Below are 24,097 nucleotides of genomic sequence, written 5' to 3' on the forward strand. Positions count from 1 at the left end.
CATAAACTTAAAATAAAAGTGCAGAAAAGTTTAATTACAAAATGGTTGTGTATAAGTTGTATAATGGTCATAGCGACGATTGTTATAGGGGGGATAACAAGGCTTACCGGTTCTGGTTTATCTATAGTTGAGTGGCGTCCGGTAACCGGTATTTTGCCGCCTTTTAGTTTTGAAAGCTGGCAATCGGAATTTGCTAAATATAAAGCTTTTCCTGAATATAACTCCGTTAATTACGGAATTACTTTATCACAGTTTAAGTTTATTTATCTGTTAGAGTTTATACATCGATTACTCGGTAGAATTACAGCTTTAATATATATTGTACCTTTAATATATTTTTATTTTAAAGATGTTATAAAAAATCGTGACATGCTACCTTATATAATTGCTTTGTTGTTATTTTGCATACAAGGCTTTATAGGGTGGTATATGGTTAAAAGCGGCTTGTTGAATAGCCCGTATGTTAGTCATTTTCGACTTGCTTTTCATTTAATTATCGCCGTAATTATTTATCACATACTTTTTTATCAACTAATAAAAAATCGTTGTGATATTTTGTTAATCCTGTCACAAACAGATTTTAAATTACCATTAATATTTTCCGGTATTGCTATTACTGTAGTATATGTGCAAATTTTTTTAGGTGCTTTAGTTGCAGGGCTTGATGCAGGGCTGATATATAATAGTTTTCCGCTAATGGATGATAGATTTATCCCGATGGAGATAAAAGATAATTTCTTTGATCTTAAAAATTGGTATGATCCGGTTTTTATACAATTCATACATCGTTTAGTTGGCTATAGCGTATTTTTGGTTGTTGTAGTTTTGATAATTTGCTTGTTAAAAATAGAGCATCCGAAATTAAATAAGATAGCGTATTTTCTAATGATTGTATTATTTATGCAGGTATCTACCGGAATAATTACTCTTTTATACTCTGTACCTATAATAATTGCCTCTATACATCAGCTTTTTGCTATAATCCTTTTATCTATAATAATTTGGTGCTATTTTTTAATAAAAAGTTCCTAATTTATTAAAAATATGATCATCGATGTCAATACTCCTATTTCTTCTAGATTAGATAAATATTTAAAACGTCTATATCCCTTATTGACTCAAGGAGTAATAGAGAAAGCATTACGTCAAAAACAAATTACCGTTAATGCTCAGAAAGCAGAAGCGAGTTTAAGAGTAAAGGGCGGCGATAAAATTTTTATTAACGATAAGTTTAATTTACCTGTTAAGCAACCTGAAAAATTAGTTTTTACCGACGCTGAAATTAAGCTAGCGAAGAAAATTACTACCGATTATTTGATATATGCAGATGATAATTTAATAGCTATAAATAAACCTGCAGGTCTTGCTACTCAAGGCGGTACTAAAATAAATTTATCTATTGACTCTGCATTAAAATATTTGAATTATAAAGGTGCTGATTTTAAGCTAGTACATAGATTAGATAAAAAAACAAGTGGTTTGCTCTTAATAGCCAAAAATTATTTAAGTAGTGTAAAACTTCATGATGCTTTTAAAGAAAAATTGGTTGTAAAAACATATTTTGCCGTAACCTATGGGAAGCCAATTAAAAATGTAGGTGAAGTTAGAAGTAATATAGAAAAGAGTAAAGGAAGTACACTTAAAATTACTGATATTGATAGTGAAAATGGTAAACTTGCCATTACTTATTATAAAGTACTTAAATCACTTGATAATAACTTATTTTTAATTGAATTTACGCCGGTTACAGGTAGAATGCATCAATTAAGGTTGCATGCTAAATTATTAGGTTGTCCGATACTGGGAGATGATAAATATGGTAATAAAGAAATAATGCCATATAGTAAATATATGTTCTTGCATGCTAATAATATATGTTTATCTGAAAAAATTTTTGGTCAAGAGAGTAAGTTAGAAGCAAAATTACCGTTTTATTTTACTAGACGTCTTACATAACTTGCTTCTAAAGGTAATTTGTACGTCGATCCGGTACTCGAATCCTCATGTCAAGTGTACGCTGTGGTTCTGCGTTCCGTGTCTCCTTCAAATTTCTTTTTATTAGCTGCGTTATGTAAGACGTCTATTGATAAGTTTGTGGAGTGTTGCAGTTATGATGCGTAGATATTTTTTATTGTTGCTTTTTTTTATTACTAATTGTATTGATTGTTTTGCAGATATACAGCAAAGAATCAATGAAGCAGAAAAAGAATATATCAGTAATAGATTTTTAAATGCCGTTTTTATGTTTGCCGATGATTATAAACCTTTATTAACCGGTGCTAAAGGAATTTTTGCTTTAAATGGTGAGCAATTAAAAGCAAATGAAATGATGCCTATTGCTTCTGCTACAAAGCCTTTTACAGCAGCGGGAATCTTAAAATTACAAGAACAGGCATTATTAAATATTAACGATAAAATTTATAAATATCTTGATCCGGAAATGTGGGGTGGAAAAGTGCCGGATTGGGCATATAAAATATCTATCCATAATTTATTAACGCATAGTAGCGGTATTGCTGAATATTTTAGTTTTGTTAAACTTGATTTAAATATGCCTAAGAAAGAGATTCACAAGAAAATATTACAATTTGTTTCTTCTAAGCCTTTAGAAATACCTATAGGGAAAAAATTTAAATATAGTAATACTAATTTTGTTATACTCGGTATGATTATAGAAAAGGTGACTAAAAAAGATTTAGCTAACTTTTTTTATGATGAATTTTTTAAACCGCTTAATATGAAATCTACTAGTTTTGCTTCATATAGTGAAGCCGCTAGAATCCAAAAAAACGTTATTAGTTCTAATTATCCGGTAAGATATTTTGTAACGCCTAATAATAGTAATAAACCTATATTTACTCCTGTAACTGCTGATTTTTTAGCAGTTCCTTGTGCTGACGGTGGTATAATATCAACACCGGTTGATCTTATTAGATGGTATAGGGCATTAAATGAGGAGAAAATTCTTTCTAAGAAGTCGTATAAACTTATGACTACTAAATATTTTTTAGCACAAGATATAGAAGGGCGTAAGTCTTATATGGGCTACGGTATTTTTCTTACTGATCTTGATTCTAAGCGTTTAATGATTCATTATACGGGAAAGGCCCTTGGAATACAAAGTGAAGCAGGATATGTTGTGCCTGATAATCTTTATTTTGCTATACTCAGTAATACTATGATAAAAATTCCTGAAGAAGAAAAAGATAAAATTGACATGAAAAATCCTTTAAATCAACTTGGAATAATTTATTTTAGAGATGCAATAATAGGGGCAGCTATAAAAAATTAAATAGACTTGTTGTGTAACCTATCTTATAAAGAGGAATTTGAAAGAAACACGGAACGCAGCACCGCAGCATACACTTAGTACGTGAGGATGCGAGTACCGGATTGACATACAAATTACCTTTAGAAGGAGGTTATACAACAAGTCTAATGAAGATAGTGACTTGGAATATTAATTCATTGCGTCTACGGATCGATTTATTAAGAAAATTAGCATATGAACATAAGCCGGATATTATTTTACTTCAAGAAACAAAGGTAGCTGACTCATTATTTCCTCTTGAAGTTATTAAAAATATAGGCTATGAACATGTAATATATTCAGGGCAGAAATCATATAACGGTGTTGCTATTATTTCAAAATTTCCTTTGAATAATGTTTTTTCATTGGAGTTATATAATAGTGATAAAAGGCATATAGCAGCTATAGTTAATGATATAGAAATACATAATTTTTATGTTCCTGCCGGTGGTGATATACCTGATATCGAGGTAAATACAAAATTTAAGCATAAGCTCGAATATGTAAGGTTAATGCAGGAATGGTTAACGACTAACCGTACTAAAAACGATAAAATGATTATTGTTGGGGACTTGAACATTGCTCCGCATGAACATGATGTATGGTCCAGTAAGCAGTTGCGAAATGTTATCAGCCATACCGATATTGAACGCTCGTTATTGGTAGAGCTACAAAATGCGTTAGGTTTTATTGATAGTAGCAGACATTTCGTATCGCTTGACGAAAAATTTTATACTTGGTGGAGTTATAGAAATATAGATTGGAAAAAATCTAACAGAGGTAGAAGACTTGATCATATTTGGGTTAGCGATAATTTAAAAGGTGCATTATTTTCTATGCATTTACTATCAGAAGCACGTGATTGGTCTTCACCTTCGGATCATGTACCATATTTTGTGACTTTTAATTTACAGATGTCATCCCGTGGTCAAGCCACGGGATGACAATAGTCTTAAGGAGTAATTAGTGGATATTAAGTTAGGAAAATATAAGCCGACAAAGGAAGAATATATAAAAAGCTTTAAAGATATGCTCCTACTGCGTCGTTTTGAAGAAAAATGCGGTCAGTTATACGGAATGGGAGAAATCGGTGGTTTTTGTCATTTATATATAGGGCAAGAAGCAGTAATTTCTGCGGTAGATATGGTTAAACACAAAGGTGATAGCACTATTACTAGCTATCGTGACCATGCTCATATTATTTTAGCAGGCACTGAGCCTAAGTATGTTCTTGCCGAGCTTATGGGGCGTGCTACAGGTTGCTCGAAAGGTAAGGGTGGCTCGATGCATTTATTTAATGTACCAAACAAATTTTACGGTGGACACGGTATAGTAGGGGCTCAAGTACCGATAGGCACAGGGCTTGCGTTTGCTGAAAAATATAACGATACGCATAATATCTGTTTTACTTTTTTAGGTGACGGTGCCGTTAATCAAGGTCAGGTATATGAAGCTTTTAATATGGCTGCTTTATGGGGTTTGCCGGTAGTTTATATTATTGAAAATAACGAATATTCGATGGGGACGTCTGTAGCACGTTCTACCTTTATGCGTGATTTATATAAGAAAGGGGCATCGTTTGGGATTAAAGGATTTCAGCTAGACGGTATGGATTTTGAAGAAATGTATGACGGCTCTAAGCAAGCAGCCGAGTATGTTAGAGAAAATAGCTTTCCTCTGATATTAGAGGTAAAAACTTATCGTTATCGTGGGCATTCGATGTCCGATCCGGCAAAATATCGTAGTAAAGAAGAAGTTGAGCAATATAAAGAGCGTGATCCGTTGGTAATAATAAGAAAAACGATACTCGACAATAAATATGTAACCGAAGCGGATTTAAAAGCAATAGAACAGTCGGTAAAAGAAATTGTGAAAGAAGCAGTAGAATTCTCAGAAAATTCACCGCTACCTGATGAAGGGGAGTTGTATACACAGGTGTACTGTTAAGGTGTCATTGCGAGGAAAAACTGTAAGTTTTGACGAAGCAATCTCAGGAATTTGTTATTATTTCATGAGATTGTCACGCAGCCTACGGCTGCTCGTAATGACGTTCACATAGGCAAGCCTCCTTGCAATAACGTTTAATTTAATCAAATAATAAAAAAGAAAAATGCAAATAACGGTACGTGAAGCATTGCGTGATGCCATGCAAGAAGAGATGATAAGAGACGACAAGGTTTTTGTCATAGGCGAGGAAGTTGCAGAATATCAAGGAGCTTATAAGGTAACTCAAGGATTACTAGAGCAATTTGGTCCTAAGAGGGTAATTGATACACCGATAACGGAATATGGTTTTGCAGGGCTTGCAGTCGGAGCAGCTTTTGCAGGACTTCGCCCGATCGTAGAGTTTATGACCTTTAACTTTGCTATGCAAGCATTCGATCACATAGTTAATTCAGCTGCAAAAACGCATTACATGTCAGGCGGGCAGGTCAAATGTCCGATAGTATTTAGAGGACCAAACGGAGCAGCAAGTAGAGTAGCTGCACAACATAGCCAAAATTATACAGCTTGCTATTCCCACATTCCGGGATTAAAAGTAGTAGCTCCTTATAGTGCAGAAGATCATAAAGGACTTATGCTTACAGCTATTAGGGACGATAATCCCGTTGTTTTTTTAGAAAATGAAATTTTATACGGTCATAGTTTTGACGTGCCGAAAACAATCGAGCCTATACCCTTTGGTCAGGCAAAAATTTTAAGAGAGGGTAGTAGTGTCACTATAGTAACTTTCTCGATTCAAGTAAAACTTGCCTTAGATGCTGCAAATGTTGTGCAGAATGATAATATTGATTGTGAGGTTATTGATCTTCGCACTATTAAACCGCTTGATACTGAGACAATAATAGAATCAGTGAAAAAAACTAATCGTTTAGTTGTAGTGGAAGAAGGGTGGTTGTTTGCAGGTGTTGGTGCAAGTATAGCTTCTATTGTTATGAAAGAAGCATTTGATTATTTAGATGCTCCGATAGAGATTGTAAGCGGCAAAGATCTTCCCCTTCCTTATGCTGTTAATTTAGAAATACTAGCTCTGCCGAGTGAGAGCGATGTAATAGAAGCCGTTAAAAAGGTTTGTTATTATAGTATTTAATGTATTAGCTTAGTTTTTTCGTCATTGCGAGCAACTGAAAGGAGCGTGGCAATCTCATAAAGCAAGATTCCAGAGATTGCTTTGTCAAAACTTACAGTTTTTCCTTGCAATGATGATGTCAACTTTTTTAGGCATATCTACTTTGCAGCTCTTTTACGGTCGTTAGGGTCAAGTAGAGCTTTACGTAAACGAATAGATTTCGGTGTGACTTCAACTCGCTCGTCATCTTGTATATAGCTGATTGCCTGTTCTAACGTTAAAAGCATTGGCGGAGTTAGCCTTATGGCTTCGTCTTTACCTGTTGCTCTAACGTTGCTCAGTTGTTTCGCTTTTAGTGGGTTTACCTCTAAATCATTATCACGATTATGTTCGCCGATAATCATGCCTCTATATACTTTGTCACTAGGGTTTATAAACATTTTTCCCCTTTCTTCTAGATTCCATAGAGCATATGCGACTGCTGCCCCGTCACCGTTAGAGATAAGCACACCGTTACGTCTTCCCTCGATATTTCCTTTATAATCAGCATATCCATGGAAAATACGATTCATAATCCCTGTGCCTCGTGTTTCGGTTAAGAACTGGCTGTGATAGCCGATTAACCCTCTAGACGGTCCGATAAACGTAACACGGCTTTTACCGCCGCCTGACGGCCTCATATCAGTCATTTCGGCTTTTCTCAGTGCTAAAGATTTTACGACTACTCCAACATAATCATCATCAACGTCAACTTGGATTTCTTCCATCGGTTCTTGCTTATTACCTTTCTCATCAGTTTGGAATAATACTTCGGGTCTGCTAATAGATAGCTCAAATCCTTCACGACGCATAGTTTCAATTAAGATACCAAGTTGTAACTCACCACGCCCTGCAACTTGGAAAGCATTTTTCTCGGCAGCTTCAGTAACTTTTAAGGCAACGTTACTTTCAAGCTCACGCATTAACCTAGCTCCAATTAAGCTCGACGTAACTTTTGTCCCTTCGCTTCCTGCAAGCGGTGAGTCATTAACGCTAAAAGTCATGGATAAAGTCGGCGGATCGATAGGTAGAGACGGTACGGCCTCGGTTACCTCAGGAGAGCAGATAGTATCGGCAACGTTGGCGTTTTCAACGCCTGCTACGGCAATAATATCGCCGGCTGTAGCATCATTTATAGCGATTCGCTCTAAGCCTCTAAAGGCTAATATTTTAGTGATACGTCCGGTTTCAAGTACTTTATTCTCACGATTTAATACTTTTACGTTTTGGTTAATTTTGACAGTGCCGCTTTGTACACGACCTGTTAAAACCCTACCGAAGAAAGAGTTATATTCTCTAGTAGTAACAAGCATAGAAAACGGTGCTTTGTCATCGGCTAAGGGTTTTGGTACATGCTGTACTATAAGATCGAAAAGCGGTGCTAAATCATCTGCTAAATTGTCTAAAGGATTAATTTTATCATCAAAGGTTAAAGATGCTCTACCTGCTCTACCTGATGCATAAACTATAGGGAAGTCAAGCTGATCGTTATTTGCTTCAAGTGCCACAAATAGCTCAAATACTTCATCGATAACTTCTTTAATTCTTTGGTCATCTCTATCGATTTTATTAATAACGACAATAGGTTTTAAGCCGAGATTTAACGCTTTAGAAAGCACGAATTTTGTTTGCGGCATTGGTCCTTCCGATGCATCGACAAGTAGCACTACACCGTCAACCATGCTAAGGATGCGTTCTACTTCACCGCCAAAATCGGCGTGTCCTGGCGTATCAACTATATTGATACGGATATCGTTCCACATAAGAGCAGTGCATTTGGCAAGTATCGTGATTCCACGCTCACGCTCAAGATCGTTAGAGTCCATAGCACGCTCAGCAACTGCTTGGTTAGCTCTAAATGTTCCGCTTTGTTTAAGCATGTTATCAACAAGCGTAGTTTTTCCATGATCAACGTGGGCAATAATTGCTATATTACGAATAGATGTCATCTTTAAAAATTCTCACAAGTTTACAATAGTTTTTCGTATTATACACTAAAATACCAAAAATTGGAATATAAGTTCTTGAAAAAGAAATTGATTTAACTGTAGAATAAAAATTACTAAGAATTTTTAAACTTTAAAATAAGAGAAATTAATGAACGATAATACAGTTTTATTTATATTTGATTGTGACAATACTTTAGTTGGACATTTGCATAATTATATCGGAGAGAGGTTAGGAGGTTTAATAGCACGTAATATACAACATCGCTTTTTTAGCTCCTATGAAGAACGAGAGCAAGAAAAAGTTAGGCTTGAGCAAAAATTTTCTATAGAGCTGATGGAGAAATTCCTAGATAATGGCACACCTTTTTAAGAATATTATATTATCCGGTCATAAAATAGCTATAGCATCATTTAATGATTATCCTCATGCTGTAAAATATGCATTAGCAAGGTTACTAGGAAAGGAAGATGCAGCAAAAATTTATATAAAATCAGCTTTACCTTCTAATAATTTTGAAGAAATACACAATTGTACTAAAAAAAGAATATATAAGAGAAATAATTAATAATACCGAAATAACTGTCAATGCTGCAAAAGATTATGGTATTACAGTAGTTTTGGTTAAGAACAAAGGAACAGAGCATATTCATGAAGCTTTTTTTATATGAATTTAATGAAATGAACAGCATGAAATTTATGTTGAGCTAGAAGAACCGGCTACTGAACCTTTGCTTAGTGATGGAGAGAGTACCTATTTAAGTCCTGAAGCAATAAAAGCTATTTCGTTTGAACCTATTTCTAGTGATTATTATTCGGATGGCGCATATATACCATGGGGAGGTGGGAATGTGCCAATGTTAGGTAAAGGTTAAGTTTTTAATTATAGACAAATTGCTTGATATTATTTATTCTTAGATTAATAAGGGTGTTGCTCCAGTGTCATTCCCACGTAGGCGGGAATCCAGTCATCTTGAATGTCATCCCGCGACTTGATCGCGGAATTTCAGGATACTGCCTGTGATACAAGATCCCGTGGTCAAGCCACGGGATGACAATTCTAGCCGATACCGTTTAACCTAAAAGGATCAAAAGATGATATACCGAATATTATGTTTATGCATATTCATAATAAATTTCTCAACGATTACGGAGGCACAAAATGTGCCAATTAAAGAAGATAATTTTAAAGTTAGAGTAGCTGTTGCTGATGTACAATCTATATTGGAAGGTTCGATCGCTATAAAAGATTTGCGTAATAAAATCGAAAAGCTTAATCATAAAATTCAAGAGAATATTGCTGCAAAAGAAGCAGAATTTAAACCGCTGGAAGAGAAGCTGCTAAATGAGCGTTCTCATTTAAGTGAAACTGAATTTGAGCATAAAGTAAACGAATTTAATGCAAAAGTTAGCCACGTTAGAAAAGAAATTCAGATTAAGAAAACAAAGCTTGAACAAGCCCACGCTGAGGCTATGAGTAGAGTCCATGAAACAACTATTACAATAATTAGTGAACTTGCCGAGAAATATAACCTTAATTTGGTAATTCCAAGTGCTCAAGTCTTATATGCCAAAAATAATTTGAATATAACTTCCGAAGTGACTTTTATGTTGAATGAGAGATTAAAAGAAGTAACGATAAACTATTGATAGTGTTTTATGGATTTTTGTGTGTCATTCCCGCGTAGGTGGTAATCCAGAAAAATAACTTCAATATTGATACAGAAGTTACATATTTGATAAAATAAATCTATAAAAACTAGTTTTTATAGATTTTACTGGATTCCCGCCTACGCGGGAATGATATAAACAAGAGAGTATTTAATTGAATATGGCAGAATTTACACCGATTACAATTGCATACGGGGACGGTATAGGTCCTGAAATAATGGAGGCAGTGCTTTATATATTACGTAAAGCCGAGGCTCGTATTTGTTTAGAAACCATTGAAGTAGGTGAAAAGCTTTACAAGAAGCATTATACTTCAGGCATAAGCGAGGAAAGCTGGGAATCAATACAACGCACCGGTATTATACTTAAAGCCCCGATTACTACTCCGCAAGGTGGAGGATATAAAAGTTTAAATGTCACGATTCGTAAAACATTACAGCTTTTTGCTAATATTCGTCCTGTCGTTTCGTTTCATCCTTTTACTAGAACATTACATCCAAATTTGAACCTAACTATTATACGTGAGAATGAGGAAGATTTATACGCAGGTATAGAATACCGTCAAACGCATAATATGTATGAGTCAATGAAGTTGATAAGTCATACAGGATGTGAGAAGATTATTAGATATGCTTTTGAATATGCAGTAAAAAATAACCGTAAAAAAGTCATGTGTTTAAGCAAAGATAATATTATGAAATTTTCCGATGGGATTTTGCATAAAGTATTTAATGAGATTGCAAAAGAATACCCGCAAATTAATAACGCGCATTATATTATCGATATTGGGACGGCAAGGCTTGCTACCAAACCGGAAATATTTGACGTTATCGTAACTTCTAATTTATACGGTGATATCATATCTGACGTAGCTGCTGAAATTTCAGGCTCGGTAGGTCTTGCAGGTTCTGCAAATATTGGGCAGCATTATGCGATGTTTGAAGCGGTACATGGAAGTGCTCCCGATATTGCCGGTAAAGATATCGCAAATCCTTCAGGGCTTTTAAATGCTGCAATAATGATGCTAGTACATATAGGGCAGGGTGATATCGCTACATTAATCGAAAATGCTTGGAAAAAAACTATAGAGGATGGCGTTCATACAGCCGATATATATAACGAGCAGAGTTCTAGTAAAAAAGTCGGTACAAAAGAATTTGCCGCAGAAGTAACGAAAAGATTAGGACAGTTACCGACAAAGCTACCTAAAGCAGATTATCCCTTAATTGCTGAGAAGCAAGAAAGTAATATAGATTATAAAATTGATACTAAAGAAGTTAAGAAATTGGTTGGTACGGATATATTTGTGAATATGAATGTATCTTCCGCTCATGATATAGCAGATAAAATTAATAAACTTGATCTTGGTAATTTTGAGTTAAAAACAATCTCGTCAAAAGGATTAAAGCTGTGGCCTCGTGATACAAGGTTTGAAACTGTTTCCGATCATTGGTGTTGTCGTTTTATGAATAAAGACGGCACAGAAATAAAGCATTTAGATATAACAAGATTGCTTGAAGCTTTAAGCACAGCAAATATCGATTTTATCAAAGTAGAGAATCTGTTTGAATTTGACGGGGTTGCAGGTTATAGCTTGGCTCAAGGTGAGTAAAAACGTCATTGCGAGTGAACTTTAGTTCGTGAGGCAATCTCAGGACTTGTGCATGAGATTGCTTCGTCAATTATTTCATAATTTCCTCGCAATGATGAAAAAAGGAAAAACACAATGACACTATACTATATAGGAATTTTATTAGTAATTATTGGATTATTTGCTATATTTTCAGGAATAATCGGTTTTTTTAGATTTCCTGATTTTTATACTAAATTACATGCAGCAAGTGTTATTGAGAGTTTCGGCGTGCCTATTTGCTTAATAGGTTTTGCGTGCATTGAAGCAGATATTGTGAACTCTGTTAAATTAATTTTAGCGGCTTTATTGATTTTTATACTAAATCCGGTAGCAACTCATGCACTTGGTAAAGCATCTTTATTTATGAAAATTAGAGCTGATAGTACCGTCATTGCGAGGAAAATTACGAAGTAATTGACGAAGCAATCTCAGGATGCTTGATAAGATTGCCACGTCGAAATTACGTTTCTCCTCGCAATGACGTTAAATTTTAATAACCATATGACAGTAAAGACAGCTTTAAATTTTGATCTCGGCAATTACCTACTTAACTTAATTGCTTTTTTATTGATCTTAATCTCGATAAAAATAATTTTTGCTAAAGATTTACTAAATGCAGTGATTGCTGCTTCTGTATTTAGCTTATTAATTGGTGTATCCTATCTTATTATGGATGCTCCTGATGTCGCAATGACCGAGGCAGCACTTGGAGCTTGCTTATCAACATGCGTATATTTGAATTTGTTGCGTAAATTACCTTCGGATTTAAAGAATATTGAGAGAACTAATATTATTCCAGCAAGTTTAATATGTTTATTGTTTGTAGTAACGCTTGCTTATATGGGGCTAGAATTACCGAATTACGGTGATGATAATGTTCCTATTCATATGCATTCAAGTAAATATTATATCGAAAATACCTCTAGAGATATAGGTATACCTTCTTTTGTTGCGGCTATTCTTGCAAGTTATCGTGGATATGATACTTTAGGTGAAACTAGCGTAATTTTAATTGCAGGAATTGCCGTGCTGTTGATATTTTCAAGAAAGTCTGATGATGCCATACCGCGACTTGATCTCGGTATCTCAGGACACAGCAGGCGATACAAGATCCCGTGGTCAAGCCACGGGATGACAAATCCAATAATAAAATATATTACTAGTTTTATAATACCTTATATAATTTTATATAGTATATATATTCAGCTTAACGGTGAGTCTTCGCCGGGTGGTGGGTTTCAAGCAGGTGTTATATTTGCATCTAGCCTTATTGCTTATGATTTAGTTTACGGTAATCGAAAATTAAGCCGATATTTTCCTCCTAACGTGCTAGTTTGTATTGCGGTTTTAGGTGTAGCAATATATGCAATTGTAGGAACAATATCACTCTTTTTTAACGATAATTATTTAAATTATTATGCACTAACAAATTTTATCAATGATAAGCTACTTGCTCAGCATATTGCGATAGTTATTGTTGAAATTGGTATAGGTTTAACTGTTGCAGCTATTATGTACTTAATTTACAACGTATTTAATAATTATGAATAGTCTATTTGTACTAATTAAGCGTGAATTGATAGTGCAGAATCGCATTAATAATATAATTAAATATCTAGTTATATTTTTTTTATTTTGCATAATTAGTACTGTTTTAATTAATAGTGAAAGGGATATTAACAAATTCGGTTTAATTTTTTCGGTCATTTGTTTATTAATTTCATTAATCGGTTTTTCTTCGGTTATATTTAAATCTGATTTGGAAGACGGAAGCTTAGAGTTATTATTATCAATTGTTAGTCATGAAAAAATTATATTGGCTAAATTTTTTGCTATATTTATCAGTAGTACGATAGGGCTGGTTTTTGTTTTACCCATTATTTATGTCTTGTTTGATAAAACTTTGCTTGAGATAATATTTTTCTTTATTAGTGTATGGATAATATTAGTGTTATCAAGTAGTTTAGTAGTGTTATCCGGTAGCGTGCAATGTTATTTTACGAAGAATGCTAACTTTGTCGGTACGTTTATCATGCCGTTATTAATTCCGAATATTATAATGACAGGTTTAATATTACAAGATAATAACTTACAATTAATTTTTATTATGATAGGAATTAATTTAGTATTTTTACCGATTTCATTCTTCTTGAGTTCCTGTTTAATTAAAAATATTTATAATATTACGTGATTTTGCTTTATTTTTACTAATGTAGTGATATAAAATAAGATAAATATTATTAATAAATTTTTTGAGCAAAATATATGTGGCAGGCTTTACGAAGGTTAATGGCAGCAAATCCTATGGGATTTTTTCTGTGGTCTATTATCACTAAATGGTATTTAATTATAGCAGTTGCTTCCTTAATTACTTTATATTATACAGTATTGGGCTTAAAAAAAATTGGGTTTATAGATTATTTTACTGAAACTACAGTCGAGATATTGGATACAACTAAAGCAGTTGCTCAAAATTGTACTACAAAACTCGGTCCTAATTGGAATCGTTTAGTTAGTTTTTGGAATTGCTTAAGTGATCCTGGCGAATATAAGCATGAAGAAGGGACAGGAGCAAAAGTGTTAGAAGATGAAATCAATAAACTTACGCCAAAACAAGCAGATAGTGCTGCAGACGCTGAACGTCCTATAATAAATCCTTATGAAGCACTAGAAAATCCAAATAATCTTAATAATACCCCAAGCGGTAGTAATAATAATCGTTAATTTATGTCACTTTAATATTATATGTCGGATACTGAAGATAATAAAAACAAACAAACAACACGTCGTGATTTTATGGTTCTAACGGCTAGTAGTGTTGCAGCAATTGGGGCAGCATGTACTCTTTGGCCTCTCGTTGATTCTTTGAACCCTTCTGCGGACGTGCTAGCTTTATCATCAATTGAGGTTGATTTATCAAATATTGCAGTAGGTCAAACAGTTACGGTTAAATGGCAAGGTAAACCGGTTTTTATTACTAACCGTACGCCTGACAAAATAGCTGAAGCAAGAGCCGTTAAAATGTCAGAGCTGATTGATCCTGAAGCAGATGAAGCACGTGTGAAAGCAGGACATGATAATTGGCTGGTGACGATCGGGATCTGCACGCATTTAGGTTGTGTACCGCTTGCTAATCAAGGTGAATATGATGGATGGTTCTGTCCGTGCCATGGTTCACAATATGATTCTTCAGGTAGAGTTAGAAGAGGTCCTGCTCCTTTAAATTTAGCTGTGCCGCCTTACACTTTTATTAGCGACAAAAAAATTAGAATAGGGTAATTATTTATGAATGAAGATATTACCCCTAAAAAGCCTAATGCTATTATAGAATGGATAGATTATCGTCTTCCTATTTTTGCATTCCTAAAGCATTTTAGTCATTATCAAACTCCGAAAAATCTTAGCTATTTGTGGAATTTAGGCTCTATTGCCGGTATTGCGTTAGTGATTCAGATAATCACCGGCGTCATACTTGCTATGCACTATACTCCGCATGTTGATCATGCTTTCGATAGTGTTGAGCGAATCATGCGTAACGTGAATTACGGTTGGTTACTGCGTTATACTCATGCGGTAGGTGCATCGATGTTTTTTGCCGCCGTATACTTACACATAGCAAGAGGTTTGTATTACGGCTCTTATAAAGCACCTAGAGAACTGCTTTGGCATATCGGTATCATCATTTTTCTAACCATGATGGCTACTGCTTTCATGGGTTACGTGCTTCCTTGGGGGCAGATGAGCTACTGGGGAGCAACGGTTATTACTAATTTATTTTCCGCTATTCCGTTAATAGGGGAATTCATAGTTACGTGGTTATGGGGTGGTTTTTCTGTTGATAACCCGACATTAAATAGGTTCTTCTCACTGCATTATTTATTGCCGTTTATTATTGTTGCTTTAGTGATGCTGCATTTAGTGGCCTTGCATCAGCATGGTTCAAATAACCCAAAAGGTATAGATGTTAAAAGCCCTAAAGATACTATTCCGTTCCACCCTTATTATACCGTAAAGGATTTTGTCGGTTTCGGGGTTTATTTCATAATATTTGCCTATTTTATTTTTTACGAACCTAATTATTTAGGACATCCTGATAATTACATTCCAGCAAATCCGTTAGTTACGCCTGCCCACATTGTCCCTGAATGGTATTTTCTGCCGTTTTATGCAATACTTAGAGCCATACCGTCTAAGCTCGGTGGGGTGCTATTAATGTTCGGAAGTATATTTGTGTTATTTTTACTACCTTGGCTTGATACTTCAAAAGTTAGAAGTAGCAATTATAGACCGATATACCGAATGGCTTTTTGGATATTTATGGCAGATTGTTTATTGCTTGGTTATTTAGGTGGGCAGCCGGCAGAAGAGCCGTATATTACCATTAGCCGTTTTGCTGCTTGTTATTACTTTTTTCATGTCTTAGTAGCTCTGCCGCTGATAGGTAAATATGAAAAACCGCTGCCCTTGCCGGAGGAGTTGTAAGAGTTAAGTCATTGCGAAGAGATGTCATTGCGAGGAAATTGCATAGCAATTGACGAAGCAATCTCAGGAGTTTGTTATTATTTCATGAGATTGCCGTGCAGCCTATGGCTGCTCGCAATGACGTTTTTTGTATTATACAAATTTATGAAGTAACCAATAGTATATTATAGTAACTAATAAGAAAAATGGTATACTCTATACTGGTGTTACTTTTAATTTAATAAAAAGAATATATCAACACAAAAATGATACAATTAAGGAGTTTAGTAAAAATTGCTATTTTATGAGATTCATCAACTATGAATTCAGCAATAAATAGAGAAAAACAAATTAAAGCCGGTTTAAGAAACAAAAAAATTAAATTAATAGAATAAATTGGAAGGAAAGACAAAATCTCAACACAACAATCTTATAAAATAATATATAAACTCCTGAGATTGCTTCGTCAACATTTTCAATTTTTCCTTGCAATGACGACTCAAAAAAATTTATGAAAACTAAACTACTTATCTCTATCATCATACTACTAACTTCGTGCTTAAGTTTAGCCAACGAAGAAGTATTACATCCAAAAAAGATGAAATGGTCGTTTGACGGCGTATTTGGTACAGTTAATCGTGAAGCAGCACAAAGAGGTTTTCAGGTCTATAAAGAAGTTTGTAGTGTCTGCCACGGTTTAAACAATTTATATTACCGTAATCTTAAAGATATCGGCTTTTCGGATGACGAGATAAAAGAGATTGCCAAAGGCTATACGATACAAGACGGACCTAATGATGATGGTGAGATGTTTGACCGCCCCGCTCTTCCTTCTGATCGTTTTGTACCTCCTTACCCTAATGAGCAAGCAGCAAGAGCAGCTAATAACGGTGCCCATCCTCCTGATTTATCGTTGATAATAAAAGCACGTCATGACGGAGCTAATTATATATATTCGCTACTTACCGGCTATACCGAACCGCCGGCAGATTTTAAGTTGATGCAGGGGACTCATTATAATCCCTATTTCCCTGGCGAGCAAATAGCAATGCCGCCGCCGCTTACAGACGGGCAGGTAACCTATATGGATGGTACTAACGCAAGTGTAGAGCAGATGTCGCAAGACATTGTGGTGTTTCTACAATGGGCAGCTGAGCCGGAAATGGAACATCGTAAATCTATGGGTCTTAAAGTTATGATGTTTTTAGCGGTATTTACTATCTTTTTCTATATTGCAAAAAACCGCATTTGGTCTAATTTAAAGTAATTGTTGAGTGGAGCAGTTTTCCTATTATTGGCGTTGTTGCATGGATCATTAAACATGTTCAATGTCATTTCTGCGAAAGCAGGAATCCAGTAAAAAATGATAAAAACACAGCAAACTATATAAAAATTTAGTATATAATTAGATTAAAAAACTAGATTCCTGCTTTCGCAGAAATGACATAAATAATCAGTCCATGCTGCCCCTTTTTGCCTCTTTCTTAGTATAATGACTTATCTTTGCTATACTTATCCTAAAATTTATATAGATAGGTATTTATGATTACTTTACTTGTGGCGATAACAGGATTTATGAGTTCAATAATTCCTGAAATTTTGAAAATATATAAAGATATTAACGACAAAAAACACGAGATAAATATTTTAGACCGTCAAATTGCTAATAACAAAAACTTAATCAGTCTAAAACTTTTACAGAGCTTACCATATCACAAGAAATGGCGGAGTAATATTCTCTTTACTCCACTTATAAATCAGGTGTTAGTTGGGTTGATGCTTTAAATGGCTCGGTAAGACCCGTGCTTGCCTATAGCTTTTTTGCAATGTATGGAGGAGTTAAATATGTTCAATATAAATCATTAAAAAGTTCTGCTCTGCTAGTTGAATATCTAGATATATTATGGAGCATAGAAGATCAAACTATTTTTGCGGAGATTATTAGTTTTTATTTTGGGCAGCGTACTTTCAGCAAATTATGGAAATATAAGACTTGAATTTTAAATAGATAATTTTATATATTTAAGTATATAACTAACAAAATTAATGGTGGTTTTATGTTAAAGAGCGTAAGATTATATATTCCGTCTATAGCAGCTATGATTTTATCTAGTAATATTGCAATAGCTAATAAGAATTATGATGCCGGTAATGCAACGCCACTGCGTCAGGTAGCAGATTTAATAGATAATCAAATTACAAATATTGATAATTTATTTAAAAATAGATTGCCGCTTTATGAATCTAATAGCATAAAAAGCAATTTTATTACTAAAGATAAGCAGTATATTATTGTTATGGAAGTACCTGGCTTTGATAAAAGTCAAATTAAGGTTAAAGTAAACGGTAATAAATTATTTATTACAGGGAATATAGAAGAAAAAAATAAAGCTGATTATTCAGATAATTATATGAATAAAAATTTTAATTATGTAATATCATTATATGAAGATGTAGATCAGGCAAATATCTCTTCAAGCCTTAAGAATGGAATACTTACTATTATTCTACCTCGTATTGAGATTAAAGAACAAGAAGCAAGAGAGATAGTCATTAATTAATCAAGCATTGCTAATTTTGCTGAAACAAAACCTTTCTCTATATATAGTTAGGTAGTTTTATTAGCTCATGCTTTAGTTCATTATCTACTCCTATGGTTTCAAATTTTCGATCGACTAAGAAAATTATAGGTTTAGTGTTATGAATAAAGAAGAAGTCAAAATTCGGTTTGTTATCAAAATATCGATTAACACGCGGAAAATGATAAGCATGAGTAACAATAGCAATTTCGGTATTACTTAAGTCAATATTACCGTTTTCATGCTCTTTATATAGAGTGTTAAATTGTCCGCGCCGGTATTGGTTTGGTATTCCGGCAGCGTAAAAATATAAAAATTTTCTTTTGGATAATCGGTAATAATATTTTTATCAAGCGCTTCTTGTAGTAATTTATTATCATACGCTCCGCCGTTAAACAAAATCATCGGTCCATATTTTTGCAATTCTTCATATGTTAGGCTAGATATTTGCTTATCAAGTTTTTTATTTGCTACTTCTCTTGAAATCTCTATCTATGCCAAGCCTCATCCTATTATATCCGTCCTCTTTATCTGCAGCCTCTATATTTTGAGTATCGGAATTGATAGGTATTGTGATATAAGAATGTCTTGCGGATTTTTTCATTAGCAGGATCAAACTCTAAATTATTTACGGTTATTACCTACTCAAAATGTTTATTTTGAGTAAATTTTTGATAACTCTGAAATCCTAGAACCGAGGCTATAGCTATAATAAATATAGAAATAGCAGTAGTAAAGTTTTTCTAGTTTTTCATGTTGCGATAAAAATCATAAGGTTGAAATATGAAGAGGTCATACCAAGGCTTGACCATGGTATCAAGAAAAATAACTTTTAGTAATTTATTTGCTTTTTAGCTTTGCTAGATCTTGAGGGGTAGGCAGGAATTTTTCAAGCTTTTTAGGTAATGTTGCTGTAAGCTTAAATTGTGATACTCCTATTGGTTTTTGGATGCCTTCTATAGCGTATTCTACAGTAATACCTTGTTTTTCTTCGCACAAAATTAATCCAATTGTAGGATTGTCCGAATTATCTCTTTAATTGTGCGTTCCATTAAATTAAGATAAAAATTTAGTTTACCGGCATATTCCGGCTTAAACTTGCCGGTTTTTAATTCAATAACAACATACATAGCATTTGAGTTTTATGTGATAAAAAACTAAATCCAAATAATAATCTTCTCCCTCAAGTTCTATATGATACTGATTGCCAACAAATGCAAAACCTTGTCCTAACTCTAATAAAAAGTTTTTAATATTATCTATCAATTTATTTTCTAAATCTCGTTCTATTATTTTACCTTGAATATCTAAAAATTCTAAGTTATACGGTTCTTTTATAATCGACCTGGCTAAATCGGACTGTAGCTCAGGTAAAGTATTGGAAAAGTTATTTATACCTTTTTCGCTGACCTTTCATGTAAATTACTTTTAATTTGCAAAGATAATACATTTCTTGACCAACCATTTTCGATGGTTTGTTGTGCATACCAAATTCTTTGATTTATATTTTTTAGTTTTGAAAAAATAATCATATTATGACTCCATGGGATTTCTCCAACCGCCTGTTGGAGAATTTGGTTATTATTATATTCTGCAAAAAACTGACGCATATATAAGAAAGGTTTTAATATGATAATCCTTTCATTTTAGGAAATTCTTTACGCAAATCATCAGAAATATTTTGAATCACTTTTGATCCTCATTTTTCTTTATTCTGACGTTCTAAAATTAATTTTCCTATATGCTAATAAAGAACTATCAATTCTTTATTTGCTGCTAAATGGGTTCTAATACGAGCTTTGCTAATGTCTTGTTTTAAATTTTTAATTAAATTAGTATATGATTCATTACTTAAAGTATTGCTCATTGATTTTCACTACTTCTTACCACCCACATTCATAGCAAGGTTTGCGGAAACAAATTCTTCAAGGTCACCGTCAAGCACTCCTTTAGTATCGGAAGTTTCATAATCAGTACGTAAATCTTTTACCATGTGATAAGGTTGCAAAACATATGATCTAATTTGATGTCCCCAGCTATTATCGGTTTTAGTGGCATTCTGCTCGTTAACGCTATCGGTACGTTTTTGCATTTCAAGCTCATAGAGTTTGGCTTGAAGCATTTTCATAGCTTGAGCTTTATTTTTATGCTGTGATCTATCGCTTTGGCATTGTGTTACCGTACCGGTCGGTATATGAGTGATACGTACAGCTGAATCGGTAGTATTAACGTGCTGCCCGCCGGCTCCCGATGCTCTAAAAGTATCGATTCTTAAATCTTTATCCTCAATAGTAATTGCTATATTATCATCAATTTCGGGATATACCCAGCTACTTGCAAAGCTAGTCATTCTTTTACCGGCTGCATTAAACGGAGAAATACGCACTAATCTGTGAACGCCAGTTTCGGTCTTAAACCAGCCGTAGGCACGCTTTCCTATTATCCTAATCGTGCATGATTTAATGCCTGCCTCTTCGCCGTTAATCATATTGATTATTTCGGTTTTAAAGCCGAGTCTTTCGGCAAAACGCAAATACATACGCATCATAATAGATGCCCAGTCATGGCTTTCAGTTCCCCCGGCTCCAGCATTAATCTCTAAAAAGCAATTATTACCGTCTGCTTCACCTGAAAACAAACATTCCGTTTCAAATTTGGCAGCAATGATGCTTAAATTTTTTAAGTCCTGTTCAATTTGTGAAAGTGTTTCTAAATCGTTTTCGGCTTCAGCCATTTCTTCAAGTTCTAAAGCATCTTTTAAATTGGATTTGAGTTTATTAAAAGCGTTTAGTTTTTCTTCTAGATTACTTTTTTCTCGCAGTAATTTTTGAGCATTAGCCTGATCATTCCATAAACTAGGATCGGCTGTTAACTCTTCTAACGCGTTCAGTCTTTCAGTTGATGCTTCAACGTCAAGTGACCTCCAAAGTAGTTCTAAAGACTGCTCAATTTTTTTTACATAATTTTCTATTTCAGTTCGCATTATTTTTTCCTGTTATAAATTTTGATTTTGTTTATATATTATCGTGGTTTAGTGTCATTCTGCGACTTGATCGCGGGATAACAGACAATAAACAAATGCAAATTATATCACAATAATTATGAATCATCAAAAATATATAAGGAACTTCTCAATAATCGCCCATATTGATCACGGTAAATCTACGTTAGCCGATAGGTTAATTGAACATTGTGGCGGCTTGCAGGCTAGGGAAATGAGCCAGCAAGTGCTAGATTCGATGGATATTGAAAAAGAGAGAGGTATAACTATTAAGGCACAAACCGTGCGGCTTGTATATAAAGCTAAAGACGGTAACACCTACTATTTGAATCTAATGGACACTCCCGGGCATGTCGATTTTGCTTATGAAGTTAGTAGGTCACTTGCTGCTTGTGAAGGCTCGTTATTGGTAGTTGATAGTACGCAAGGCGTAGCAGCACAAACGCTTGCCAATGTTTACCAAGCAATCGAGAATGATCATGAGATTGTACTGGTGCTTAACAAGCTTGACCTACCGGCGTCAGAACCTGAACAGGTTAAGCAGCAAATAGAGGATATAATCGGAATCGATACAAGTGATGCTGTGCTAATCTCTGCTAAAAGCGGTATAGGGATTGATTTAGTTTTAGAGGCTATAGTAAATAAATTACCTCCGCCAAAAGAAAGTAGTTCTGATATTTTGAAAGCTTTGCTTGTTGATAGTTGGTATGACCAATATCTTGGCGTGGTTATTTTAGTACGTGTTATTGATGGCTACTTACGTAAGAATATGCGTATTAAAATGATGGCTACTAACTCAGTTTATACCGTTGAGAATGTTGGCTATTTTACTCCGAAAAAACATATTTCGGATGTTCTGCATGCAGGCGAAATCGGCTTCTTTACTGCGGCTATAAAGCAAGTAGCGGATTGTAAAGTTGGGGATACGATCACTGATGAAAAAAAGCCTTGTGAGCAAGCTCTACCGGGTTTTAAACCAAACTTACCCGTAGTGTTTTGTGGTCTTTATCCAACGGATAGCTCGGAATTTGAGCATTTAAAGGATTCACTGGCTAAATTACGCCTTAATGATGCTAGTTTTGAGTATGAAATGGAAAGCTCTTCGGCACTCGGAGTAGGTTTTAGATGCGGCTTTTTAGGGCTGTTACATTTAGAGATAATCCAAGAACGTTTAAGTAGGGAATTCGATTTAGATTTAATCACTACCGCTCCAAGCGTGGTGTATAAAATTCATATGCAGGACGGTGAGAACTTAGAGATACATAACCCAGCAGATTTGCCTAATTTACAAAAAATCGAATCAATGGAAGAGCCTTGGATTAAGGCAACTATAATGGTACCTGATGAGTTTTTAGGTGCGGTACTATCGCTTTGTACGGAAAAGAGAGGGATGCAGCTTGATCATAGCTATATAGCAAATAGGGCTAAAATAATTTATAAATTACCGCTAAATGAGATAGTTTACGATTTCTACGATCGTTTAAAAAGCTGTTCTAAAGGTTATGCAAGTTTTGAATGGCAAATGGATGTTTATGAACCTTCCGAACTTGTTAAGCTTGGGATTTTGGTTAACGCAGAGGTGGTTGATGCACTATCCACAATCGTACACCGCTCACGTGCCGAGCAAAGGGGGAGGGCATTATGCGTAAGGTTAAAGGATTTAATACCGAGACAGCAGATTGATATAGCAATTCAAGCAAGTATAGGTAGTCGTATTATAGCTCGTGAGACTATTAAAGCCCTACGTAAAGATGTTTTATCTAAATGTTACGGCGGTGATATAAGTCGTAAACGTAAATTACTTGAGAAACAAAAAGCAGGTAAAAAGAGAATGAGACAGTACGGTAATATCGAAATTCCGCAATCTGCGTTTATTGCAGCTTTAAAAATAGGTGATGAATAAAACTTTTTTATTTTATATAAAGAAAATGCTAGACGTTATAATAAAGATTTGTTATAAGGAAGTATCTGAATCTTCCAGATGCTTCTAATGTTCCTCGGTAGCTTAGTGGTAGAGCAAACGGCTGTTAACCGTTCGGTCGCTGGTTCGAGTCCGGCCCGGGGAGCCATTCCTCAATTTTTGACAACTTTACGAATGAATCAAACGGCGAATGCAGCATAAAGTCAAGCTTTTTGCCTGTTAATTTAATTGAAAACACAGTTTTTATTAGGTGTCTTTTTCCCTCAGCATTCGACAAAACAAAATATTGATGTGCATTGGCAACTAAATTTAGTACATCTATCATTTTGTCCGTAAAACAATCATCACCTTTATTATGCTCTGCTATCTCTAACATTACTTTATCACGACGTGTTGTTAATTTATATTTATCTTCTTCGTATTCTTCATTTGTAAATATACCTTCTAAAAGTTTACTTCTAAGCT

The 24,097-nt window shown here is 34.4% G+C and carries 29 protein-coding genes, 1 tRNA gene and 4 pseudogenes; 25 read left to right on the forward strand and 9 right to left on the reverse strand.

Features of this window, described 5'->3' with window-relative positions; all coding sequences use genetic code 11:
• Positions 1 to 18 precede the first annotated feature (18 nt).
• On the forward strand, positions 19 to 1,032 hold the full coding sequence (locus tag RAF_RS01780; RefSeq protein ID WP_012719519.1) for a COX15/CtaA family protein: 1,014 nt from the start codon (positions 19 to 21) through the stop codon (positions 1,030 to 1,032).
• 12 nt (positions 1,033 to 1,044) lie between these two features.
• Positions 1,045 to 1,956 carry an RluA family pseudouridine synthase gene (locus RAF_RS01785; RefSeq protein ID WP_012719520.1) on the forward strand — a complete coding sequence of 304 codons (912 nt, stop codon included), beginning with the start codon at positions 1,045 to 1,047 and terminating at the stop codon, positions 1,954 to 1,956.
• Here RAF_RS01785 and RAF_RS07470 read toward each other — a convergent pair.
• A pseudogene (locus RAF_RS07470) lies at positions 1,938 to 2,066 on the reverse strand (palindromic element RPE1 domain-containing protein); the annotation flags it as partial. The gene RAF_RS01785 and the pseudogene RAF_RS07470 overlap by 19 nt on opposite strands.
• A 44-nt stretch (positions 2,067 to 2,110) precedes the next feature.
• Between RAF_RS07470 and RAF_RS01790 the strand changes: the two are divergent.
• The 5 genes and pseudogenes from RAF_RS01790 to RAF_RS01805 all read left to right on the forward strand — a co-directional run bounded on the left by RAF_RS01790 (position 2,111) and on the right by RAF_RS01805 (position 6,401).
• Positions 2,111 to 3,292, forward strand: coding sequence for a serine hydrolase domain-containing protein (locus RAF_RS01790; protein WP_012719521.1), 1,182 nt, complete (start codon positions 2,111 to 2,113; stop codon positions 3,290 to 3,292).
• Between the two features lie 15 nt (positions 3,293 to 3,307).
• Positions 3,308 to 3,426, forward strand: a pseudogene (locus tag RAF_RS10690) (palindromic element RPE1 domain-containing protein); the annotation flags it as partial.
• A gap of 12 nt (positions 3,427 to 3,438) precedes the next feature.
• The gene (gene xth, locus RAF_RS01795) at positions 3,439 to 4,254 is read left to right on the forward strand and encodes an exodeoxyribonuclease III (protein WP_012719522.1); all 816 of its coding nucleotides are present in this window, start codon (positions 3,439 to 3,441) and stop codon (positions 4,252 to 4,254) included.
• A 22-nt stretch (positions 4,255 to 4,276) separates the two neighbouring features.
• On the forward strand, positions 4,277 to 5,257 hold the full coding sequence (gene pdhA, locus RAF_RS01800; protein ID WP_012719523.1) for a pyruvate dehydrogenase (acetyl-transferring) E1 component subunit alpha: 981 nt from the start codon (positions 4,277 to 4,279) through the stop codon (positions 5,255 to 5,257).
• A 163-nt stretch (positions 5,258 to 5,420) separates the two neighbouring features.
• Positions 5,421 to 6,401 carry a pyruvate dehydrogenase complex E1 component subunit beta gene (locus RAF_RS01805; RefSeq protein WP_012719524.1) on the forward strand — a complete coding sequence of 327 codons (981 nt, stop codon included), beginning with the start codon at positions 5,421 to 5,423 and terminating at the stop codon, positions 6,399 to 6,401.
• A gap of 137 nt (positions 6,402 to 6,538) precedes the next feature.
• Here the strand turns inward: RAF_RS01805 and typA are convergent, their stop codons facing one another.
• On the reverse strand, positions 6,539 to 8,368 hold the full coding sequence (typA, locus tag RAF_RS01810; RefSeq protein WP_010977004.1) for a translational GTPase TypA: 1,830 nt from the start codon (positions 8,366 to 8,368) through the stop codon (positions 6,539 to 6,541).
• A gap of 148 nt (positions 8,369 to 8,516) precedes the next feature.
• On the opposite strand from typA, the gene RAF_RS01815 reads away from it, so the two are divergent.
• The 16 genes from RAF_RS01815 (at position 8,517) to RAF_RS01880 (ending at position 18,692) form a co-directional block, all read left to right on the forward strand.
• On the forward strand, positions 8,517 to 8,738 hold the full coding sequence (locus tag RAF_RS01815) for a hypothetical protein (protein ID WP_041471826.1): 222 nt from the start codon (positions 8,517 to 8,519) through the stop codon (positions 8,736 to 8,738).
• Positions 8,722 to 8,934 carry a hypothetical protein gene (locus RAF_RS09670; protein ID WP_234943917.1) on the forward strand — a complete coding sequence of 71 codons (213 nt, stop codon included), beginning with the start codon at positions 8,722 to 8,724 and terminating at the stop codon, positions 8,932 to 8,934. The genes RAF_RS01815 and RAF_RS09670 overlap by 17 nt, the downstream gene beginning before the upstream one ends.
• A 163-nt stretch (positions 8,935 to 9,097) precedes the next feature.
• The gene (locus RAF_RS09215) at positions 9,098 to 9,241 is read left to right on the forward strand and encodes a hypothetical protein (protein ID WP_200858176.1); all 144 of its coding nucleotides are present in this window, start codon (positions 9,098 to 9,100) and stop codon (positions 9,239 to 9,241) included.
• 220 nt (positions 9,242 to 9,461) lie between these two features.
• Positions 9,462 to 10,016, forward strand: coding sequence for an OmpH family outer membrane protein (locus RAF_RS01825; protein ID WP_010977007.1), 555 nt, complete (start codon positions 9,462 to 9,464; stop codon positions 10,014 to 10,016).
• A 181-nt stretch (positions 10,017 to 10,197) separates the two neighbouring features.
• Positions 10,198 to 11,649: an NADP-dependent isocitrate dehydrogenase gene (locus RAF_RS01830; RefSeq protein ID WP_012719525.1), complete on the forward strand. Its 1,452-nt coding sequence runs from the start codon at positions 10,198 to 10,200 to the stop codon at positions 11,647 to 11,649.
• Between the two features lie 114 nt (positions 11,650 to 11,763).
• On the forward strand, positions 11,764 to 12,084 hold the full coding sequence (locus RAF_RS01835; RefSeq protein ID WP_004996272.1) for a Na+/H+ antiporter subunit G: 321 nt from the start codon (positions 11,764 to 11,766) through the stop codon (positions 12,082 to 12,084).
• Positions 12,085 to 12,147: 63 nt separating this feature from the next.
• Positions 12,148 to 13,221, forward strand: a complete 1,074-nt coding sequence (locus RAF_RS01840) for a DUF4040 domain-containing protein (protein ID WP_012719526.1) — start codon at positions 12,148 to 12,150, stop codon at positions 13,219 to 13,221.
• On the forward strand, positions 13,214 to 13,861 hold the full coding sequence (locus tag RAF_RS01845; RefSeq protein ID WP_012719527.1) for a heme exporter protein CcmB: 648 nt from the start codon (positions 13,214 to 13,216) through the stop codon (positions 13,859 to 13,861). Before RAF_RS01840 ends, RAF_RS01845 begins: the two co-directional genes overlap by 8 nt.
• Before the next feature lie 74 nt (positions 13,862 to 13,935).
• Positions 13,936 to 14,394, forward strand: a complete 459-nt coding sequence (locus RAF_RS01850; RefSeq protein ID WP_012719528.1) for a DUF2670 domain-containing protein — start codon at positions 13,936 to 13,938, stop codon at positions 14,392 to 14,394.
• Between the two features lie 21 nt (positions 14,395 to 14,415).
• Positions 14,416 to 14,949, forward strand: coding sequence for a ubiquinol-cytochrome c reductase iron-sulfur subunit (gene petA, locus RAF_RS01855; RefSeq protein ID WP_004996261.1), 534 nt, complete (start codon positions 14,416 to 14,418; stop codon positions 14,947 to 14,949).
• 6 nt (positions 14,950 to 14,955) lie between these two features.
• Positions 14,956 to 16,152 carry a cytochrome b gene (locus RAF_RS01860; protein WP_012719529.1) on the forward strand — a complete coding sequence of 399 codons (1,197 nt, stop codon included), beginning with the start codon at positions 14,956 to 14,958 and terminating at the stop codon, positions 16,150 to 16,152.
• A 220-nt stretch (positions 16,153 to 16,372) separates the two neighbouring features.
• Positions 16,373 to 16,471 (forward strand): hypothetical protein, encoded by a 99-nt coding sequence (locus tag RAF_RS09675; protein ID WP_231287771.1) that lies wholly within the window; start codon positions 16,373 to 16,375, stop codon positions 16,469 to 16,471.
• 171 nt (positions 16,472 to 16,642) lie between these two features.
• A complete protein-coding gene (locus RAF_RS01865; RefSeq protein ID WP_012719530.1) occupies positions 16,643 to 17,398 on the forward strand; it encodes a cytochrome c1 in 756 nt (251 codons plus the stop codon).
• A gap of 275 nt (positions 17,399 to 17,673) precedes the next feature.
• Complete coding sequence (locus RAF_RS01870; protein WP_234943918.1) at positions 17,674 to 17,916, forward strand: hypothetical protein; 243 nt, start codon at positions 17,674 to 17,676, stop codon at positions 17,914 to 17,916.
• A gap of 41 nt (positions 17,917 to 17,957) precedes the next feature.
• Complete coding sequence (locus tag RAF_RS09220; protein WP_016769997.1) at positions 17,958 to 18,128, forward strand: hypothetical protein; 171 nt, start codon at positions 17,958 to 17,960, stop codon at positions 18,126 to 18,128.
• Between the two features lie 60 nt (positions 18,129 to 18,188).
• Positions 18,189 to 18,692 carry an Hsp20/alpha crystallin family protein gene (locus RAF_RS01880; RefSeq protein ID WP_012719531.1) on the forward strand — a complete coding sequence of 168 codons (504 nt, stop codon included), beginning with the start codon at positions 18,189 to 18,191 and terminating at the stop codon, positions 18,690 to 18,692.
• Between the two features lie 237 nt (positions 18,693 to 18,929).
• Here RAF_RS01880 and RAF_RS01885 read toward each other — a convergent pair whose 3' ends face one another.
• From RAF_RS01885 to prfB, 7 genes and pseudogenes are all read right to left on the reverse strand, one after another.
• Positions 18,930 to 19,115: a hypothetical protein gene (locus tag RAF_RS01885; protein ID WP_012150576.1), complete on the reverse strand. Its 186-nt coding sequence runs from the start codon at positions 19,113 to 19,115 to the stop codon at positions 18,930 to 18,932.
• Positions 19,116 to 19,173: 58 nt separating this feature from the next.
• Positions 19,174 to 19,314 carry a hypothetical protein gene (locus RAF_RS09225; protein ID WP_200858177.1) on the reverse strand — a complete coding sequence of 47 codons (141 nt, stop codon included), beginning with the start codon at positions 19,312 to 19,314 and terminating at the stop codon, positions 19,174 to 19,176.
• A gap of 236 nt (positions 19,315 to 19,550) precedes the next feature.
• A pseudogene (locus RAF_RS10515) lies at positions 19,551 to 19,877 on the reverse strand (PDDEXK nuclease domain-containing protein).
• A 15-nt stretch (positions 19,878 to 19,892) separates the two neighbouring features.
• Positions 19,893 to 20,105 (reverse strand): annotated as a pseudogene (locus RAF_RS10695) (PDDEXK nuclease domain-containing protein); the annotation flags it as partial.
• Positions 20,102 to 20,320, reverse strand: a complete 219-nt coding sequence (locus RAF_RS09690; protein WP_234943921.1) for a DUF1016 N-terminal domain-containing protein — start codon at positions 20,318 to 20,320, stop codon at positions 20,102 to 20,104. The pseudogene RAF_RS10695 and the gene RAF_RS09690, both read right to left, overlap by 4 nt.
• 134 nt (positions 20,321 to 20,454) lie before the next feature.
• A complete protein-coding gene (locus RAF_RS10290; protein WP_268738932.1) occupies positions 20,455 to 20,577 on the reverse strand; it encodes a hypothetical protein in 123 nt (40 codons plus the stop codon).
• A gap of 9 nt (positions 20,578 to 20,586) precedes the next feature.
• Entirely contained in the window at positions 20,587 to 21,693 is a 1,107-nt protein-coding gene (prfB, locus tag RAF_RS01900; protein ID WP_012719532.1) for a peptide chain release factor 2, read from the reverse strand.
• 118 nt (positions 21,694 to 21,811) lie between these two features.
• On the opposite strand from prfB, the gene lepA reads away from it, so the two are divergent.
• A complete protein-coding gene (gene lepA, locus RAF_RS01905) occupies positions 21,812 to 23,614 on the forward strand; it encodes a translation elongation factor 4 (RefSeq protein ID WP_012719533.1) in 1,803 nt (600 codons plus the stop codon).
• A 91-nt stretch (positions 23,615 to 23,705) separates the two neighbouring features.
• Positions 23,706 to 23,780, forward strand: a tRNA-Asn gene (locus RAF_RS01910).
• Positions 23,781 to 24,097 lie beyond the last annotated feature (317 nt).

This window comes from Rickettsia africae ESF-5 (genome assembly GCF_000023005.1).
Classification (GTDB): Bacteria; Pseudomonadota; Alphaproteobacteria; order Rickettsiales; family Rickettsiaceae; genus Rickettsia; species Rickettsia rickettsii.

Bases quoted from the DNA above. Each gene is read 5' to 3' on its own strand.
- petA (WP_004996261.1), top strand. From the start codon at position 14,416: ATGTCGGATACTGAAGATAATAAAAACAAACAAACAACACGTCGTGAT.
- RAF_RS01860 (WP_012719529.1), top strand. From the start codon at position 14,956: ATGAATGAAGATATTACCCCTAAAAAGCCTAATGCTATTATAGAATGG.
- RAF_RS01785 (WP_012719520.1), top strand. From the start codon at position 1,045: ATGATCATCGATGTCAATACTCCTATTTCTTCTAGATTAGATAAATAT.
- RAF_RS01885 (WP_012150576.1), bottom strand. From the start codon at position 19,115: ATGATTTTGTTTAACGGCGGAGCGTATGATAATAAATTACTACAAGAA.
- RAF_RS01865 (WP_012719530.1), top strand. From the start codon at position 16,643: ATGAAAACTAAACTACTTATCTCTATCATCATACTACTAACTTCGTGC.
- RAF_RS01825 (WP_010977007.1), top strand. From the start codon at position 9,462: ATGATATACCGAATATTATGTTTATGCATATTCATAATAAATTTCTCA.
- RAF_RS09220 (WP_016769997.1), top strand. From the start codon at position 17,958: ATGTATGGAGGAGTTAAATATGTTCAATATAAATCATTAAAAAGTTCT.
- RAF_RS01830 (WP_012719525.1), top strand. From the start codon at position 10,198: ATGGCAGAATTTACACCGATTACAATTGCATACGGGGACGGTATAGGT.
- RAF_RS10290 (WP_268738932.1), bottom strand. From the start codon at position 20,577: ATGAGCAATACTTTAAGTAATGAATCATATACTAATTTAATTAAAAAT.
- RAF_RS09225 (WP_200858177.1), bottom strand. From the start codon at position 19,314: ATGAAAAAATCCGCAAGACATTCTTATATCACAATACCTATCAATTCC.
- lepA (WP_012719533.1), top strand. From the start codon at position 21,812: ATGAATCATCAAAAATATATAAGGAACTTCTCAATAATCGCCCATATT.
- RAF_RS01880 (WP_012719531.1), top strand. From the start codon at position 18,189: ATGTTAAAGAGCGTAAGATTATATATTCCGTCTATAGCAGCTATGATT.
- RAF_RS01790 (WP_012719521.1), top strand. From the start codon at position 2,111: ATGATGCGTAGATATTTTTTATTGTTGCTTTTTTTTATTACTAATTGT.
- RAF_RS01835 (WP_004996272.1), top strand. From the start codon at position 11,764: ATGACACTATACTATATAGGAATTTTATTAGTAATTATTGGATTATTT.
- RAF_RS01845 (WP_012719527.1), top strand. From the start codon at position 13,214: ATGAATAGTCTATTTGTACTAATTAAGCGTGAATTGATAGTGCAGAAT.
- RAF_RS01850 (WP_012719528.1), top strand. From the start codon at position 13,936: ATGTGGCAGGCTTTACGAAGGTTAATGGCAGCAAATCCTATGGGATTT.
- RAF_RS09690 (WP_234943921.1), bottom strand. From the start codon at position 20,320: ATGCGTCAGTTTTTTGCAGAATATAATAATAACCAAATTCTCCAACAG.
- RAF_RS01870 (WP_234943918.1), top strand. From the start codon at position 17,674: ATGATTACTTTACTTGTGGCGATAACAGGATTTATGAGTTCAATAATT.
- RAF_RS01815 (WP_041471826.1), top strand. From the start codon at position 8,517: ATGAACGATAATACAGTTTTATTTATATTTGATTGTGACAATACTTTA.
- RAF_RS09670 (WP_234943917.1), top strand. From the start codon at position 8,722: ATGGCACACCTTTTTAAGAATATTATATTATCCGGTCATAAAATAGCT.
- RAF_RS01840 (WP_012719526.1), top strand. From the start codon at position 12,148: ATGACGTTAAATTTTAATAACCATATGACAGTAAAGACAGCTTTAAAT.
- xth (WP_012719522.1), top strand. From the start codon at position 3,439: ATGAAGATAGTGACTTGGAATATTAATTCATTGCGTCTACGGATCGAT.
- typA (WP_010977004.1), bottom strand. From the start codon at position 8,368: ATGACATCTATTCGTAATATAGCAATTATTGCCCACGTTGATCATGGA.
- prfB (WP_012719532.1), bottom strand. From the start codon at position 21,693: ATGCGAACTGAAATAGAAAATTATGTAAAAAAAATTGAGCAGTCTTTA.
- RAF_RS01805 (WP_012719524.1), top strand. From the start codon at position 5,421: ATGCAAATAACGGTACGTGAAGCATTGCGTGATGCCATGCAAGAAGAG.